Source organism: Caballeronia sp. ATUFL_F2_KS9A, assembly GCF_023630765.1.
In the GTDB taxonomy this organism is placed as follows: domain Bacteria; phylum Pseudomonadota; class Gammaproteobacteria; order Burkholderiales; family Burkholderiaceae; genus Caballeronia; species Caballeronia zhejiangensis.
The window spans coordinates 12,129-27,382 of sequence record NZ_JALQEK010000009.1 but is presented as its reverse complement, the minus strand read 5'-3'; the positions used below and the strand labels follow the sequence as shown (position 1 = coordinate 27,382).

Sequence of the window (15,254 nt, the reverse complement as noted above, 5' to 3'; positions counted from 1 at the left end):
AAGGCTTTCGGCCCGGCCCGGAGCGCGGCTTGCCATGCCCGCCGCGCGGCCGCTTCGAGATTTCATAGGCTCAAGTCCCGGTGTTATACTCCGACCCATTCTAACAAAAGGTCTGCACGTCCCGCGCACGAGTCTTGCGCCTGGATCTCCAGGCGAGCATCTCGCGCCGACTCCAGACTGTCTTTCGCCACTCGTGGCCGTCTCCGTCCTGGTCGCATGACCGTCGTGTTCGCGCTCGCGTGTGGGTCTCTTCGCTCCCGCGCGTATCGCTCACGGCGCTCGCTGCCCGGCACACGGTTGATTCCGGCCCATGCTTCGCCTTCTATGAACTCGCTGCGCATCTACAACACGCTCGCGCGTGACAAGCAAACCTTCACGCCGCTTCGCGCCGGCGAGGTACGCATGTATGTCTGCGGAATCACCGTGTATGACTACTGTCACGTCGGGCACGCGCGCATGTTCGTGGTGTTCGACATCGTTCAGCGATGGCTGCGCGAGATCGGCTACAAGGTGACTTACGTCCGCAACATCACCGACATCGACGACAAGATCATTCGCCGCGCGGTGGAGAACAACGAATCGATCAAGTCGCTCACGCAGCGTTTCATCGAGGCGATGTATGAGGACATGGACGCGCTCGGCGTCGCGCGTGCGGACATCGAGCCGCGCGCGACCGAGTTCGTGCCGCAGATGCTCGGCATGATCGATGCGTTGCACGCCAACGGTTATGCATATCAGGCCAAAGACGGCGACGTGAATTACTCGGTGCGCAAGTTCACCGACTACGGCAAGCTGTCCGGCAAGTCGATCGAAGACTTGCGCGCGGGCGAGCGCGTCACGGCCAACGACGCCAAGGAAGATCCGCTCGACTTCGTGCTGTGGAAGCAATCGAAGGCGGGCGAGCCGGAAGACACAGGCTGGAACTCGAAGTGGGGCCGCGGGCGTCCCGGCTGGCACATCGAATGTTCCGCGATGGGCTGCACGTTGCTCGGCGAACAGTTCGACATCCACGGTGGCGGCATGGATCTCCAGTTCCCGCATCACGAGAACGAGATCGCGCAAAGCGAAGGCGCTACCGGAAAGCAGTTCGTGAACTACTGGATGCACAACGGCTTCGTGCAGATCGACAGTGAAAAGATGTCGAAGTCGCTCGGCAACTTTTTCACGATCCGCGAAGTTCTTGAAAAATTTGATGCTGAAGTCGTGCGCTTCTTTATTGCGCGGGCACACTATCGGTCGCCGCTGAATTACAGCGACGTGCATATCGACGACGCAAAGAACGCGTTGACGCGCCTATATACGGCGATGAAGGATGTCGAGCCGGACAATCAGCAACTTGACTGGAGCGAGGCGAACGCGCAGCGTTTCCAGTCTGCGATGAACGACGACTTCAACACGCCGGTGGCCGTGTCGGTGTTGTTCGATCTCGCGAGCGAAGTGAATCGTACGCGCGATGCCGCGCTCGCTCGTCAGCTCAAGGGTCTTGCGGGCGTGCTCGGACTGCTTCAGCGCGAGCCGCGTGCGTTCCTGCAGCGGGCGAGCGGCGCAGGCTCGAGCGAGGGACTCTCGCCGCAAGAGATCGAAGCGAAGATCGCCGAGCGCATCGCCGCGAAGCAGGCGAAGAACTATGCCGAAGCAGACCGGATTCGCGCTGCATTGCTCGAAGCCGGTATTGCGCTTGAAGACAAACCGGGTGGGTCGACCGAATGGCGCCGCGTTTGAGCGCGGCCCTTCGAACCCTCTGATCGACTCACCAGGCAGGAGGCAAGATGGCAACGGCCAGGAAGACGCCGGTCAAGCGACCCGCGTCTGTCAGCGATGCGTCGGGCGCAACGAAGCGCGCGAGCAGCGCACAAACGAAAGTGAACACGCAGAAGATCGATGGCGCAGGTGCGGCGGCCGGCAAGACGGCGAAGCCGGCGCGCAGCGTTGCGCTCAAGGCCGCGAAGCCGGAGACGGCAACGCGCCTGAACGGCGCTGCGCGCGCATCGAAAGCGGGCACGGAAGAAGCCGAAGCGTCGCCCGCGAAGGGCAACGGCCGCGCGATCGCAGGCGATGGCGCGCGCGCTCAGGCGCTCGTCGCCGAACGCGGCGAAGTGGTGCGCAAGTCGCGCGTCGTCACATCGGATGCCGCGGTGCCCGTGCAAATCGGCGGACTCACGCGCGAAGCCGTTCGTCCCGACTACTGGGACCGCGCGTGCGCAGATTTGATGCGACGCGACCGCATACTCAAGAAGCTGATTCCGAAGTTCGGCGAGATTCATCTCGTCAATCTCGGCGATCCGTTCTCCACGCTCGCGCGTTCCGTTGCCGGCCAGCAGATTTCGGTGAAGGCCGCGCAGGCGATCTGGGAACGGGTGAAGGGCGCATGTCCCGAGGTTCATCCGGCGCACTTCATCAAGCTCGGTCACGAGAAACTGCAGGCGTGCGGCTTATCCAAACGCAAGGCCGAGTACATTCTCGATCTCGCGCAGCATTTCGAATCGGGCGCGCTGCACGTCGACGCATGGACGTCGATGGACGACGAAGCCGTCATCGCCGAGCTCACGCAGATTCGCGGCATCGGCCGATGGACGGCGGAGATGTTCCTCATCTTCAATCTGTCGCGCCCGGACGTCCTGCCGCTCGACGATCTCGGCCTGATTCAGGCGATCAGCGTCAACTACTTCAGCGGCGAGCCGGTGACGCGCAGCGAGGCGCGCGAAGTGGCGGCGAATTGGGAGCCGTGGCGCACGGTCGCGACGTGGTACATGTGGCGCAGCCTCAATCCGATTCCGTCAGATCACTAAAATAACCACGCGAAAAGCGCGCGCTATCGTTGCTTTATAATCGATAGTTCACGCGCGAATTTTTGAGGGGCGGACGCGGTTAGAATACGCGCTGCCCGATGTTCCCAGGACTCGAACATATGAAGACCACGTTTCTGGATTTCGAGCAGCCGATCGCTGAACTCGAAGCGAAGATCGAAGAACTCCGCTTCGTTCAGGACGATTCCGCTGTCGATATTTCGGAAGAAATCGAGCGGCTGTCGAAGAAGAGCCAGCAGCTCACGAAGGATCTCTACGCAAACCTGTCGCCGTGGCAGGTTTCGCAGATTGCGCGTCACCCGCAGCGTCCGTACACGCTCGATTACGTCAGCGAGCTTTTCACCGATTTTCATGAATTGCATGGCGACCGCGCATTCGCGGACGACCTTGCGATCGTCGGCGGCTTCGCGCGCTTCAATGGCCAGCCGTGCATGGTGATCGGCCATCAGAAGGGCCGCGACACGAAGGAACGCGCGCTGCGCAACTTCGGCATGCCGCGTCCGGAAGGCTATCGCAAGGCGGAGCGCCTGATGCGTACCGCCGAGAAGTTCAGCTTGCCCATTTTCACGTTCGTCGATACGCCGGGCGCGTACCCGGGCATCGGCGCGGAAGAGCGCGGCCAGTCGGAAGCCATCGGCCGCAATCTCTATGTGATGGCGGAGCTCAAGACGCCGATCATCACGACGATCATCGGTGAAGGCGGCTCGGGCGGCGCGCTGGCGATCGCCGTCGCCGATACCGTGATGATGCTGCAGTTCTCCACGTACTCGGTCATTTCGCCGGAAGGCTGTGCGTCGATCCTGTGGAAGAGCGCGGCGAAGGCGCCGGAAGCGGCCGAAGCGCTCGGCCTCACGGCGCATCGTCTTAAGGCGCTCGGTCTCATCGACAAGATCGTGAACGAGCCGCTCGGCGGCGCGCATCGCGACGCGAAGGGCATGGCCGCGCTCCTGCGCCGCGCACTCGCCGATTCGCTGCGTCAGTTCCAGGGCATGAGCGTCAACGACTTGCGCGAGCGCCGCTTCGAAAAGCTGATGGCGTACGGCAAGTTCAAGGAATCGCTGCCGGGCGCGTAATCCGTTCCCGTCATCTTCGTCATCTCATCCATCACGAACTCTCGTGACATCCGATAACGAAACCCCGGCCGGCCGCCTCGTGTTACAGGCGGTGCGCGCGGCGGTTTCGGACGCGGACCTTTCCCCGGATTCACTTCTCGCGGTCGCATTGAGCGGCGGGCTCGACTCCACCGTGCTGCTCGACGCGGCCGTGAGTTGCTTCGGCGCGCGACGTGTGATCGCGCTGCATGTTCATCACGGTCTGAGTCCGAACGCCAACGCGTGGGCCGCGCATTGCGAGCGCTTTGCGGCGTCGCTCGGCGTGCGGTATGACGCGCGTCATGTCGATGTCGCGCGGACCGGCGGCGAGAGCCTCGAAGCCACGGCGCGCGACGCGCGTTATCGCGCGCTCGACGAGCTCTGCGATCAGCATGGCGCGGCGGCGCTGCTCATCGCGCATCATGCCGACGATCAGGCCGAAACCGTGCTGCTGCAACTGCTGCGCGGCGCGGGCGTCGCGGGCCTCGCGGCGATGGCGCCGCAACGCGCGGACGGCGCCGCGCCGCGTGTGCGTCCGCTGCTGCGCCTGCTGCGCGCGCAACTGGAGCAATACGCGCACGAGCGCGACCTGAGCTGGATCGACGACGAATCCAACGCCGACACGCGCTATTCGCGCAACGCGCTGCGCCATGACGTGCTGCCGATGCTCGCGGTGCATTTTCCCGGCTTTCGCGATGCCCTCGCGCGCACGGCATCGCATGCCGCGTCGGCGCAGCGGCTTTTGGATCAGCTTGCGCGCATCGATCTGGGACACGTTCAGAGCGCCGACGAAGAGGGCGCGCTCGTGCTCGACGCGTTTCTCGCACTCGACGACGAGCGCGCGATCAATCTCATGCGTTTCTGGATCCGCTCGCGCGGTTTGATGGCGGCATCGACGGCGCGCATCGCCGACATGTTGCGTCAGTTGCGCGATGCCGCCGCCGCGCGCGATGGCCACGCGCTGCGCGTCGATCATGCGGGGCACAGCTTGCGCGTGTATCGCAATCTGCTGTTCTGGGAAGCCGGCGACAGCGCCGATGCGCCCGATCTCGATGAAGGCGCGGCCGCGCTCAAAGTCGCGGCGGAACTGCTATGGCAGGGCGAAGAGGTGTGGCGTCTGCCGCAATGGCGCGGCTCGTTCGTGTTCGAGCCCGCTGATTCTTCCGCCGACGATGTCGTCGGGGAGGGCGTATTGCGCGCCGCGCCGCTCGTCGCGCGTTCGCGTGCGGGCGGCGAGCGCATGCGCGTCGCGGCCGAAGCGCCGAGCCGCACGCTCAAGAACCTCTTTCAGGAGCGCGGCGTGCCGGCCTGGAAGCGCGATGTGCCGCTGCTTTTCATCGGCGAGGCGCTGCTGTTCGTGCCGCATGTCGGCGTGAACCGCGAGGCCGCGCCGAGCGCCGCGCACGGACCGCTGCGGCGCATTTCGTGGCGGCCGGATTTGCTGCTCGTGTGAGGCGCTTTGGGCAAACGTTGCGCCGAAGCCGGTAAAATCGCCGTCACCGGTGCCTCATCTTGTAATTTCAGCCTCGATCGGGTACGGTAACTCGTTTTCGCCCAAGCGCGTTTTTGCGCGGCATCTGCGTTCAAAAGACTCGATTTCGCCCGCAACGACGCATCCGCTCGCGTCGCTTATCAATGGCGCGAGCGTGCGAAGGGCGTGCGGCAGCGCCCGCGTATCGTAGCCGGCTTCGACATCCCCTGAAGCGATCGAGCGCGAGTCTCGAGCGTTCTCGCGTCAAAGCGCGTGAAGCGCGGTTTTCTCTCCAGTTCAAGAACGACAATGGCACTCATCGTACACAAATACGGCGGCACTTCGATGGGCTCGGTCGAGCGCATCAAGAACGTCGCCAAGCGCGTCGCCAAATGGCATAAGGCCGGCCACAAGATGGTCGTCGTGCCCTCGGCGATGTCCGGCGAAACCAATCGCCTGCTCGGTCTCGCGAAAGACATCAAGGCCGATCCGGACCCGCGCGAACTCGACATGATTGCCTCCACCGGCGAGCAGGTCAGCGTGGGCTTGCTGGCCATCGCGCTGCACGCGGAAGGCCTCGACGCCGTGAGTTATGCCGGCTGGCAAGTGCCGATCAAGACGGACAGCGCGTTCACGAAGGCGCGTATCAGCGAAATCGACGGCGAACGCGTGCTGAAGGACCTCGACGCGGGCAAGGTCGTGGTCATCACGGGCTTTCAGGGCGTCGATCCGGAAGGCCATATCGCGACGCTCGGACGCGGCGGCTCGGACACGTCGGCGGTTGCGATCGCGGCGGCGATGAAAGCGGACGAATGCCTGATCTACACCGACGTCGACGGCGTCTACACGACCGATCCGCGCGTGGTGGAAGAAGCGCGCCGGCTGGACCGCGTGACCTTCGAGGAAATGCTGGAGATGGCGAGCCTCGGCTCGAAAGTGCTGCAAATCCGCTCGGTGGAATTCGCCGGCAAGTATCAGGTGAAGACGCGTGTGCTCTCCAGCCTGACCGACCCGCTGATGCCGCTCGAAGCCGAAATGCACTCCGGCACCCTGATTACTTTTGAAGAAGACGAGAACATGGAAAAAGCAGTGATTTCTGGCATCGCGTTCCAGCGCGACGAAGCGCGCATCGCGGTCATGGGCGTGCCTGACAAGCCGGGCGTCGCGTATCAGATTCTCGGCCCGGTCGCCGATGCGAACATCGACATCGACATGATCATTCAGAACCAGAGCGTGAACGGCAAGACCGACTTCACGTTCACGGTCGGCCGCGGCGACTATCAGCGCGCGCTCGAAATCCTGAACAACCAGGTGAAGGGCCACGTCCAGGCCGAAACCGTGCTGGGCGACCCGAAGGTGTCGAAGGTGTCGGTGGTGGGCGTCGGCATGCGCTCGCACGTGGGTATTGCTAGCACGATGTTCCGCACGCTGTCGGAAGAGGGCATCAACATCCAGATGATCTCGACGTCCGAAATCAAGATCTCGGTGCTGATCGACGAGAAGTACACCGAACTCGCCGTGCGCGCGCTGCACAAGGCGTTCGAGCTGGATCGCGCGTAAGCGTGTAAGCGTGTGACGGAGATGTGAAGGCTCGCGGGCCTTCACATCGTTGCGGTTCGCTGAACGCGCGATTCCATATTGGCCGTTTCGAAAAAAATCGTCGTGTGAATTTGACCCCGGCCTGCGAACACGCTATTATCTCGATCTCGTTGCACTGCACTCCCGGTGCGGCGAAAAGTTTGGGAGACGTGGCCGAGAGGTCGAAGGCACTCCCCTGCTAAGGGAGCATCTGGCTAAAAACTGGATCGAGGGTTCGAATCCCTCCGTCTCCGCCAGTTGTCGTAGAAAGGCCCCGCAAGGTTAAAAACTTGCGGGGCTTTTTCTTTTTGCCGCGTTAGTCGGCGAAGTGCATTGCGACGAAGTGCATTGCGACGAAGTGCATCGCTTCGTCATCCTTCTGAATCGTCGCCGAAGAGAACGCGAGCGTCGCCGCTCGCGTTCAGTCACATCCTTACTTCCCTGACGCGATCCGGTCCTCGATATGCTTCGCGCGCGCCGGCGACGACGGATGCGAACTCAGCATGCTCGACTTGCCGCCATCGATGGTCGCGAGCTTCTGGAACGCCGTGACCAGTCCCTTCGGGTCGTAGCCCTTCTTCTTCTGCGTATCGAAGGAGTAATCGTCAGCGGCCGATTCCTGCGTTTGCGAGAACTGCGCGTTGACGAATTTTTCCGACAGATCGCCGAGCTGCGACGCCGACAGGCTTCCGACCATACCGCCCGCCGCCGAAGCCACCGTGCGCGCCGCCGACGTCGCGTACGCCACCTGCATCGCTTTCTTCGTATGGCCGAGCGCGACGTGCCCCATTTCGTGCCCGACGACGCCACGCACTTCGTCATCGTTCATCAGGTCCATGAGGCCGCTGTAAACGCGCACGCAGCCGTTGGCCATCGCCCACGCGTTGACGTCCTTCGTCAGATAGACCTTGTAATTGACCGGCACGCCGTTGATGTTGTCGCCGAGCTGCTTCGAAATCTTGTTCAGGCGCTGGGTGTACGGGCTGTTGGCCGCCGCGACTTTGTTTTCCTTGTCGAGTTCGGCACAGGACTTGTCGGACAGCGTGCGGACATCGGAGTCGCTCAGCGACAGCGCCTGAGTCGCCATTTGCCCGGATTGCATCAATTGGTTCGGATCCATGCTGCTCATGCTGCTGCACGACGCAAGTGTGAACACAGCGGAGGCCGCCAGCGCGATGCGGAAGATCGTCATAGTTTTACCTTTCGAATGTTGTTGTGATCGTCGTTCTGCGCAGATTGCGCGAACGCAGCGAAATGCTAATGACAGTCGATTCGTAAGCTATTCGAAAATTCCGATTTTGTCGGCAAAAAAGATGAAAACGCCAGCGGAAACCGTGCATCAGTCGCGCACGGAACGCGAATCAATCGGTCGCGCGCTTGCAGGCGGCGCGCACGCGTGCGGCGACGGATGCGGCGGGTGCGGTGTCCATCGCGATCGAAGCCGCGTCCGGCAAGGCTTCGGCGGCAAGCTGCGTGAGCGTCTGTCCCGGCGGCATCTCGACGAACACCTTCGCGCCGAGTTCGGCGAGCGCGATCGTCGATTCGTGCCAGCGCACCGGATAGCGCAGATTGGTGGCGAGGTCTTCGCGAATGGCGTCGGCGCGACGCAGCACGCGCGCGCCGCGATTGCCGATGTAGGCGATGCGCGGCGCCTCGATCCGCACCTTGCTCGCCGCTTCGCCGAGCCGTTGCGCGGCGCTTTCCAGCAGCACGCAATGCGAGGGCACGCTCACGCACAGCCGTTCGGCGCGCCGCGCGCCGCGCGACAGGGCGATGTCGCGGACTTGCGCGAGCGCGGCGTCGCTGCCCGAAAGGACGATTTGACGCGGCGCGTTCAGATTGCCGATGTAGGCGTCGGCGCCGCAATCGGCGATCGCGCGGGCGATCTCGCTTTCGTTGAGCCCGAGCACGGCGAGCATGCCGTAGCCGCTCGGATACGCGTCTTCCATCAGCCTGGCGCGCAGGCGCACGAGTTCGAGCGCATTGTCGAAGCGAATCGCGCCGCACACGACCGCCGCGCCGAACGCCCCGACCGACAAGCCCGCGACGGCTTCCGGCTCGACGCCTTCCTCCACGAGCGCGCGCGCCGCGGCCACGCCCGCGACGACGAGCGAAATCTGCACGGCGACGGTCGATTTGAGCGCGTCGGCGCTGTCGAGATCGCGGACGTCCGCGCCGAGCACATCGGATGCTTCGTCGAGCGTGCGGACGATCGCCGGATGCGGCTCGCCGCCGCCGAGCCGATGCAGAAAGCCCGGCGCTTGCGCGCCCTGTCCGGGAAAGAGGTACGCGATCATGCCGCTGCCCACGGATTCGCGACGAGGCGCGGGCCGTCGGCGTGCCGCAGCATGACGCGTAGTCCGACGCGCGCGAACTCCGCGAGCGAGAAAGCCGCGTCGCATGTTTCGATCTGCACGTCGATGCGCGTGTCTTCCTTCTGCGCCGCTTGCGAGAGCGCATCGAAGAGCGCCGATGCGTCTTCGCGGGGCAAGGGCGTCGGCGCGCGCACGACGATATCGAGGTCGCTGTCGCGCGTGATCGCCGGCATCGCGCACGCGAGCTCGAAGCCCGCGCTGCCGGCCGGGCCCCATTCGAGACCGCATCCGTCGATGATCGGCGCGACCGCGCGCAACAACGCGAACGCGGGCAGGTCGCGACGCGCCGGATCCGGCGCGCGCGTGCGCAGCGCTTCGGGCGTGAGCATCGCGTCGATGTGACGCGTCTCGATCCACGCGCCGAAGCGTTCGCCGCGCGCCATTCCGCGCACGCCGACGGGAATCGCAGCGCCGATGCGCGGTGCGCGCCGCACGACGACGAACGGCGCGCGCGCGAGCGACGCGGCGACCCACGCCGGCGCGTTGTCAAAGGCGGCCGTCCCGGGCGCGATCCGCAGCAAATCGTGCGGACGCGGCGCGCGCTCCATCACGCGGTCCATCAAACGCTCCACTGCTCGCGCATGCGCCTGCGCACCTCGATCGATGCGGCGCGCGTGCGTTTCGCATCGGCGGAAGCGAGCCGGTTCGACAGATCGCGCGGACCGTTGCGCGCATCCTTCACCGCCGCCGCGAGCGATGCCTTCACGCGCTCGATGTCGGCGGAAGAGGGCGCGTCGGCGTCGACGCCTTCGATCAGCTCGTGCAGCAAGCCGAGCTTCGCGTAGGCGCTCATCTTGTACGACATCGGCAGGACCGCGTCGCCGAGCGCGTCGAGGCTTTCGACGCTGCGCCGCGTAACGCGCGCGGCGGCTTCCTTGCCCATCGCGTGGACGGCCGTGCCGGGCGCGTCGAGCGCGACGATGCGATTCGCCTGATAGCCGTGCGCGAGATACGCGCCCGACATCGCCGGTCCGACGATCAGCGCGATCACCGGATGGCCCGCGAGCCGCGCGCTCGCGTAGGCATCGACGGCGGCGGCGCACGCGAGATGAATGCCGAGCAGTTCTTCGCGACGTCCGTACGCCTGGCTCTTCACATCGACGACGGCGACGATGGCGCGCTTCACCCCGGCATCGCGATCGGCGTCGATCGTTTCGCGCACGGCGCGTGCGAGCAGCCAGCCCTGTTCGAGGCCGACGACGTTATCGGTCGCGCGCGGGAAGCGGTTCTGCGGATCGGGCACGACGGCAAAGAAGCTCGCGCGTTCGCCATCGAGAGCGCCTTCGCGCACGCGGATCGGCCCGCGCTCCGATTGCGTCGACGCAGAAGTCAGCGCGTCGAGCCAGCGCTCGCCGCGGGAAAGTGTGTCGGTCATGATGCGCCCCACAGTTTGCGCAAGGTGTCGGGATCGATGGCGTCGGGGTTCACGTCGGCAAGCCGCGCGATGAAGCCATCCACGTTCTCCGTGCGATGCCGCGGCGGCACGCCGCGCCTGAACGCCGCGAGCACGGCGTCGCGCACCTGCTCGGTATCGTCTTCGACGAGCGTGTCCGCAAGACCGACCGCGACGCGTTCCTCGCCGCCGATCATCGACCAGATGAGGCGCCGGTCGCCCGAATCGAGTTCCTCGATGCCCGCTTCCTGCTCGATCACCTCCGGCCCGTTCATGCCGAGGCGCGCCTGCCGCGTCATCACCAGCTCGGTACAGAGCGCGGCCGCGAGCGACATGCCGCCGAAGCAGCCGACCATCCCGCCGATCACCCCGACGACAGGCACATGAGCCCGCAGCGCGACGATCGCCGCCTGAATTTCGGCGATGGCCGCGAGCCCGAGATTCGCTTCCTGCAGACGCACGCCGCCGGTTTCGAACAGCACGACGGGACGGATCGCGCGCCCGGCTTCGAATTCGCTCAAGGCCATTTCGAGCGCGGCGGCGATCTTCGCGCCGGATACTTCGCCGATGCTGCCGCCCTGAAACGCCGGCTCGATCGCGGCGATCACCGCCGGTTCGCCGCCGAGCATGCCGCGTGCGATGACCGCGCCGTCATCCGCCTGGCAGACGATGTTCTGCATCGCGAGCCACGGCGATTCGATGCGGTCGAACGGGCCGAGCAGTTCGCGGAACGTGCCTTGGTCGAGCAGCGCGTGCGCGCGTTCGCGCGCCGTCATTTCGATGAAGCTGTGCCGCGCGAGAAACGTGTCGTGCGCGTTCATGGCGTGTCTCCTTCGCTTTCGCTTGCTTCGACGGCTTCGTTGAGTCGCAGCATGACGACGCCGGGCGTCGCGCCGAAATCGTTCAGTTCGATTTTCGCCGCGCCGTCGTAGCGCTGGAAGAAGCGGTCGAGCACGCTTTTCCAGACATGGCCGTAGCCATCGACGCTCGTGCGGATCACCACTTCCGCGTTCGCACTTTGTGACGGCGAAAGCAGCACTTCGAGATCGCCCGAGCCGACGACGCCCACGTGCGCGCGGCGCGTGACGGGCCGTTTGGCCGGATATTCGTATCGCATGTTTTCCATCGTTCGTTCCTCTTCAGGGCAAGCGCCTGAGACTGTCGAGAAAGAGTGTCGCCGCGAGCAGGTCGGCCGCGCCGCCGGGCGATGCGTTCAGCTTCATCAGTTCTTCGTGAAGCGCCTCGAGCGCGCGACGGCCCGCGACGCTCGCCGCTCCGCCGCAAGCGATCACATCGCGCGCGCCGCGTTGCGCTGCTTCGAGCGCGGGCATTCCGCCGCGATGCAGAAGACACGTATCGTCCAGCGACGCGATGATCGCGACGAGCGCATCGAGCCGCGCGTCGGATTCGGCGAGTCCGCGTGCGCGCGCGGCGTCCAGCGCGGACAGGCCGACGAGCCGCGCGTGCGGAAAACCATCGCGCGCTTCGCCGCGTGCGCCCGCCACGCGATAGCGTTCGCTGACGCGCGCACCGTGGCTCTTCGTTGCCGTTAGCGGCGCGTAGCGATCGTCGAAACGGGCGATCTTCGCCGCCGAAAAGCAGATCGCGCCGCTGTCGTCGGGCGCTTGCATCGCCGCGCCCGCGCACAGCAAACCGATGATCCAGATCGCGCCGCGATGCGCGTTGCTGCCATCGGTTGCGCGCATCATCGCGGATTCGCCTTCGCGGCCGATGCGCGCCAGTTGCTCGCGCAAGATCTGCGACGGCTCCGCGTGCGACGCCGCGCGCGCGATCGCGAGAAACGTCGGATGCAGGGCGCGAGCGGAACGCAGCATCGTGTCCAGATCGAGATCGCGATGCGCGCCGCTGCCGCGTTCATCGACGAGTGCGGGCTTCGGCGTGAGACGCGCCTCGGCGATCAGCGCATCGACGGCGCATTGCGCGATGAGCGGCGGCGACGCGACCGCGCGCGCAAGATCGCGAAGAGCCGGCTTCATCACCAGCTCCGGAAGCGCGCGGGCGGCGCGTACAAGCCGCCCGACCACGCGACGAGATCGTCGATGCTGCGCGCCGCGAGCAGCGAGCGCTTGGCTTCGCCGCGCCGCACGCCCAGATCTTCCGGATACGCGACGATGCCGCGCCGTCTCAATTCCGCCGTCTTCGCGGGATCGGCGCGCATGCCGATCGGCGTCACGCCCGCGACCGCCGCGAGCGCGGCGCGGCGCTCGTCGACGCCTTCGGCCGCGTGCAGATACGCGATGCCTTCTTCCGTCACGACGTGCGTGACATCGTCGCCGTAGATCATCACGGGCGCGATCGGCATGCCGCTTTTCTCGCCGACGGCAATCGCGTCGAGCGCATCGACGATGGTCGGCTCGCCGCCTTTCTTGTACGTCTCGGCCGTCTGCACGACGAGCTTGTGCCCGCGCGCGATCTTCGGATTCGGGCCGTCGTCCTTCAGGAGCTTCAGCCACGCTTCGCTCGAATGACGCCGGCCGCGCGGATCGTGTCCCATGTTCGGCGCGCCGCCGAAGCCCGCGAGCCGCCCGAGCGTGACCGTCGACGAATTCGCGTCGGCGTCCATCTGCAAGGTCGAGCCGATGAAGAGATCGACACCGTATTGCCCCGCGAGCTGGCAGAACACGCGATTCGAGCGCAGGCTGCCGTCGCGGCCGGTGAAGAACACATCGGAGCGCGCCGCGATGTAGTCCTCCATGCCGACTTCGCTGCCGAAGCAATGCACGCTGTCCACCCAGCCGGATTCGATCGCGGGAATCAGCGTCGGATGCGGATTGAGCGCCCAGTTCGTGCAGATCTTTCCTTTGAGGCCGAGCTTCTCGCCGTATGTCGGCAACAGCAGTTCGATCGCGGCCGTATCGAAGCCGATGCCGTGATTGAGCGCCTTGACGCCATAGCGCTCGTAGATGCCGCGGATCGTCATCATCGCCATGAGAATCTGCAATTCGCCGATGTGACGCGGATCGCGCGTGAAAAGCGGCTCCACGGCGAACGGACGATCGGCCTCGACGACGACATCGACCCACGAGCCGGGAATATCGACGCGCGGCAGTTCGTCGACGATTTCGTTCACCTGCGCGACCACGATGCCATGCCGGAACGCGGTGGCTTCGACGATCGTCGGCGTGTCCTCGGTGTTGGCGCCCGTGTACAGATTGCCGTGCCGGTCCGCCTGCGCCGCGCACACGAGCGCGACCTGCGGCGTCAAGTCGATGAACATGCGCGCATACAGTTCGATGTACGTATAGATCGCGCCGATCTCCAGCATGCCGTCTTCGAGCAGTTGCGCGACGCGCAGGCTTTGCGGCCCGGCGAACGCGAAATCGACCTTGTGCGCGATGCCTTGCTCGAAGAGCGCGAGATGCTCGGGACGGCTGATGCTCGAGATCAGCAGATGGATGTCGTGAACGCGATCCGGATCGAGCTTCGCGAATGCGCGCGAGAGAAAGTCCGCCTGCTTCTGATTGTTGCCTTCGAGCGCGACTCGGTCGCCGGTGACGATGAGCGCACTCAACGCATCGACGATGTGCGCGGCATCGAGCACGGAGCCGTTCATCCACGGCTCGATCAGCTTAAGACGCCGCGCTTTTTCCTGCGCGCGCGTGTTCCAGTTGCGGGTTTTAGCGATGACGTCGTTCATTGGTCAGCCTTGACGGAATTCGATCGGGAAGATGCGCGGCGTTTCTTCTTCTTGACGTGGCTCGAGTGCGCGAGCGCCTGGGCATCGGCGAGAAAGCGGTAGAGCAGTTCGCCCGTCGCGAGCAGATGGCGCGCGACGAGCGTCTGCGCCTGTTCGATATCGCGCGCGGCGAGGGCATCGAAGATCGCGCGGTGCTCGGCATCGGATGAATCCTTGTGGATCGGCAGACCGAGCTTCAGCCGCAGATAGCGTTCGCCGCGCCGATGCATCTGGCCGATCAGCTCCATCAGCCGAGGACGGTCGGCGGGCGCGTAGAGCGCCATGTGGAACTGCTCGTTGCGCACGACGTAGAGCGTCGGATCGGGCTCGTTCTCGGCGGCTTCGAGCAGGCGTTTCGCGTCGGCAAGCGTTGCGGGCGTGTGATGCGCGATCGCAATGCCGATCGCGAGACTTTCGAGCGATGCGCGAATCTCGTAGATCTCGCGCGCCTCGTCGGCCGATTGCAGACTGACGGCCGCGCCGCGATTCGGCTCGATTGTCACCCAGCCTTCGCTTTCGAGCTGGCGGAACGCTTCTCGCACCGGAATGGCGCTGACCGAAAACTGCCGGGCGATCGCGTCCTGCCGCAGCGGCTCGCCCGGCAACAGCGAGCCATCGACGATGGCGGCGCGCAGCGCATCCGCGATGAAGCGCGACGTGCTCTGGCGCGGTTCGAACTGCGCGTCGCGAAATGAGGCCGGAGTCGATCCGGCTGAGAGATCTGTCGGCATGGCTAGGTGAAAGTGCGGACTTGTCGTGTGTCGATGTTCAAATATTATATATAAAAATGCACACCGTACTTCGGTGCTTTCCCTAGACGCCATAACAAACATTTTTAACCG

At 64.9% G+C, this 15,254-nt stretch carries 14 protein-coding genes and 1 tRNA gene; 6 read left to right on the top strand and 9 right to left on the bottom strand.

Features of this window, described 5'->3' with window-relative positions; translation table 11 throughout:
- Window positions 1-324 precede the first annotated feature (324 nt).
- The 6 genes from cysS to NCS67_RS08045 all read left to right on the top strand — a co-directional run bounded on the left by cysS (window position 325) and on the right by NCS67_RS08045 (window position 7,204).
- On the top strand, window positions 325-1,722 hold the full coding sequence (gene cysS / locus NCS67_RS08070; protein ID WP_250434897.1) for a cysteine--tRNA ligase: 1,398 nt from the start codon (window positions 325-327) through the stop codon (window positions 1,720-1,722).
- A 47-nt stretch (window positions 1,723-1,769) separates the two neighbouring features.
- On the top strand, window positions 1,770-2,789 hold the full coding sequence (locus NCS67_RS08065; RefSeq protein ID WP_008341832.1) for an endonuclease III domain-containing protein: 1,020 nt from the start codon (window positions 1,770-1,772) through the stop codon (window positions 2,787-2,789).
- Window positions 2,790-2,908: 119 nt separating this feature from the next.
- Complete coding sequence (locus NCS67_RS08060) at window positions 2,909-3,880, top strand: acetyl-CoA carboxylase carboxyltransferase subunit alpha (RefSeq protein WP_008341830.1); 972 nt, start codon at window positions 2,909-2,911, stop codon at window positions 3,878-3,880.
- A gap of 43 nt (window positions 3,881-3,923) precedes the next feature.
- Window positions 3,924-5,351 (top strand): tRNA lysidine(34) synthetase TilS, encoded by a 1,428-nt coding sequence (gene tilS, locus NCS67_RS08055; protein WP_250434896.1) that lies wholly within the window; start codon window positions 3,924-3,926, stop codon window positions 5,349-5,351.
- Between the two features lie 327 nt (window positions 5,352-5,678).
- Window positions 5,679-6,929 carry an aspartate kinase gene (locus NCS67_RS08050; RefSeq protein WP_175982697.1) on the top strand — a complete coding sequence of 417 codons (1,251 nt, stop codon included), beginning with the start codon at window positions 5,679-5,681 and terminating at the stop codon, window positions 6,927-6,929.
- Window positions 6,930-7,111: 182 nt separating this feature from the next.
- Window positions 7,112-7,204 (top strand) — tRNA-Ser (locus NCS67_RS08045).
- Window positions 7,205-7,380: 176 nt separating this feature from the next.
- Here NCS67_RS08045 and loiP read toward each other — a convergent pair.
- From loiP to NCS67_RS08000, 9 genes are all read right to left on the bottom strand, one after another.
- Entirely contained in the window at window positions 7,381-8,139 is a 759-nt protein-coding gene (gene loiP, locus NCS67_RS08040; RefSeq protein WP_175982696.1) for a metalloprotease LoiP, read from the bottom strand.
- A 169-nt stretch (window positions 8,140-8,308) separates the two neighbouring features.
- The gene (mdcH, locus tag NCS67_RS08035) at window positions 8,309-9,244 is read right to left on the bottom strand and encodes a malonate decarboxylase subunit epsilon (RefSeq protein ID WP_250434893.1); all 936 of its coding nucleotides are present in this window, start codon (window positions 9,242-9,244) and stop codon (window positions 8,309-8,311) included.
- Window positions 9,241-9,882: a malonate decarboxylase holo-ACP synthase gene (locus NCS67_RS08030; protein ID WP_244807419.1), complete on the bottom strand. Its 642-nt coding sequence runs from the start codon at window positions 9,880-9,882 to the stop codon at window positions 9,241-9,243. Before NCS67_RS08030 ends, mdcH begins: the two co-directional genes overlap by 4 nt.
- On the bottom strand, window positions 9,882-10,697 hold the full coding sequence (gene mdcE, locus NCS67_RS08025; RefSeq protein WP_033535772.1) for a biotin-independent malonate decarboxylase subunit gamma: 816 nt from the start codon (window positions 10,695-10,697) through the stop codon (window positions 9,882-9,884). The genes NCS67_RS08030 and mdcE overlap by 1 nt, the downstream gene beginning before the upstream one ends.
- Window positions 10,694-11,536, bottom strand: coding sequence for a biotin-independent malonate decarboxylase subunit beta (locus NCS67_RS08020; RefSeq protein ID WP_250434891.1), 843 nt, complete (start codon window positions 11,534-11,536; stop codon window positions 10,694-10,696). Before NCS67_RS08020 ends, mdcE begins: the two co-directional genes overlap by 4 nt.
- Window positions 11,533-11,841, bottom strand: a complete 309-nt coding sequence (locus tag NCS67_RS08015; RefSeq protein WP_008341815.1) for a malonate decarboxylase subunit delta — start codon at window positions 11,839-11,841, stop codon at window positions 11,533-11,535. Before NCS67_RS08015 ends, NCS67_RS08020 begins: the two co-directional genes overlap by 4 nt.
- A gap of 13 nt (window positions 11,842-11,854) precedes the next feature.
- Window positions 11,855-12,712, bottom strand: a complete 858-nt coding sequence (locus NCS67_RS08010; RefSeq protein ID WP_250434889.1) for a triphosphoribosyl-dephospho-CoA synthase — start codon at window positions 12,710-12,712, stop codon at window positions 11,855-11,857.
- The gene (gene mdcA, locus NCS67_RS08005; RefSeq protein WP_250434888.1) at window positions 12,712-14,373 is read right to left on the bottom strand and encodes a malonate decarboxylase subunit alpha; all 1,662 of its coding nucleotides are present in this window, start codon (window positions 14,371-14,373) and stop codon (window positions 12,712-12,714) included. The genes NCS67_RS08010 and mdcA overlap by 1 nt, the downstream gene beginning before the upstream one ends.
- Window positions 14,370-15,143: a GntR family transcriptional regulator gene (locus NCS67_RS08000; protein WP_175982689.1), complete on the bottom strand. Its 774-nt coding sequence runs from the start codon at window positions 15,141-15,143 to the stop codon at window positions 14,370-14,372. Before NCS67_RS08000 ends, mdcA begins: the two co-directional genes overlap by 4 nt.
- Window positions 15,144-15,254 lie beyond the last annotated feature (111 nt).

Coding starts and splice junctions, on each gene's coding strand:
- cysS (WP_250434897.1), top strand. CDS start 325: ATGAACTCGCTGCGCATCTACAACACGCTCGCGCGTGACAAGCAAACC.
- NCS67_RS08065 (WP_008341832.1), top strand. CDS start 1,770: ATGGCAACGGCCAGGAAGACGCCGGTCAAGCGACCCGCGTCTGTCAGC.
- NCS67_RS08060 (WP_008341830.1), top strand. CDS start 2,909: ATGAAGACCACGTTTCTGGATTTCGAGCAGCCGATCGCTGAACTCGAA.
- NCS67_RS08050 (WP_175982697.1), top strand. CDS start 5,679: ATGGCACTCATCGTACACAAATACGGCGGCACTTCGATGGGCTCGGTC.
- loiP (WP_175982696.1), bottom strand. CDS start 8,139: ATGACGATCTTCCGCATCGCGCTGGCGGCCTCCGCTGTGTTCACACTT.
- mdcH (WP_250434893.1), bottom strand. CDS start 9,244: ATGATCGCGTACCTCTTTCCCGGACAGGGCGCGCAAGCGCCGGGCTTT.
- NCS67_RS08030 (WP_244807419.1), bottom strand. CDS start 9,882: ATGGACCGCGTGATGGAGCGCGCGCCGCGTCCGCACGATTTGCTGCGG.
- mdcE (WP_033535772.1), bottom strand. CDS start 10,697: ATGACCGACACACTTTCCCGCGGCGAGCGCTGGCTCGACGCGCTGACT.
- NCS67_RS08020 (WP_250434891.1), bottom strand. CDS start 11,536: ATGAACGCGCACGACACGTTTCTCGCGCGGCACAGCTTCATCGAAATG.
- NCS67_RS08015 (WP_008341815.1), bottom strand. CDS start 11,841: ATGGAAAACATGCGATACGAATATCCGGCCAAACGGCCCGTCACGCGC.
- NCS67_RS08010 (WP_250434889.1), bottom strand. CDS start 12,712: ATGAAGCCGGCTCTTCGCGATCTTGCGCGCGCGGTCGCGTCGCCGCCG.
- mdcA (WP_250434888.1), bottom strand. CDS start 14,373: ATGAACGACGTCATCGCTAAAACCCGCAACTGGAACACGCGCGCGCAG.
- NCS67_RS08000 (WP_175982689.1), bottom strand. CDS start 15,143: ATGCCGACAGATCTCTCAGCCGGATCGACTCCGGCCTCATTTCGCGAC.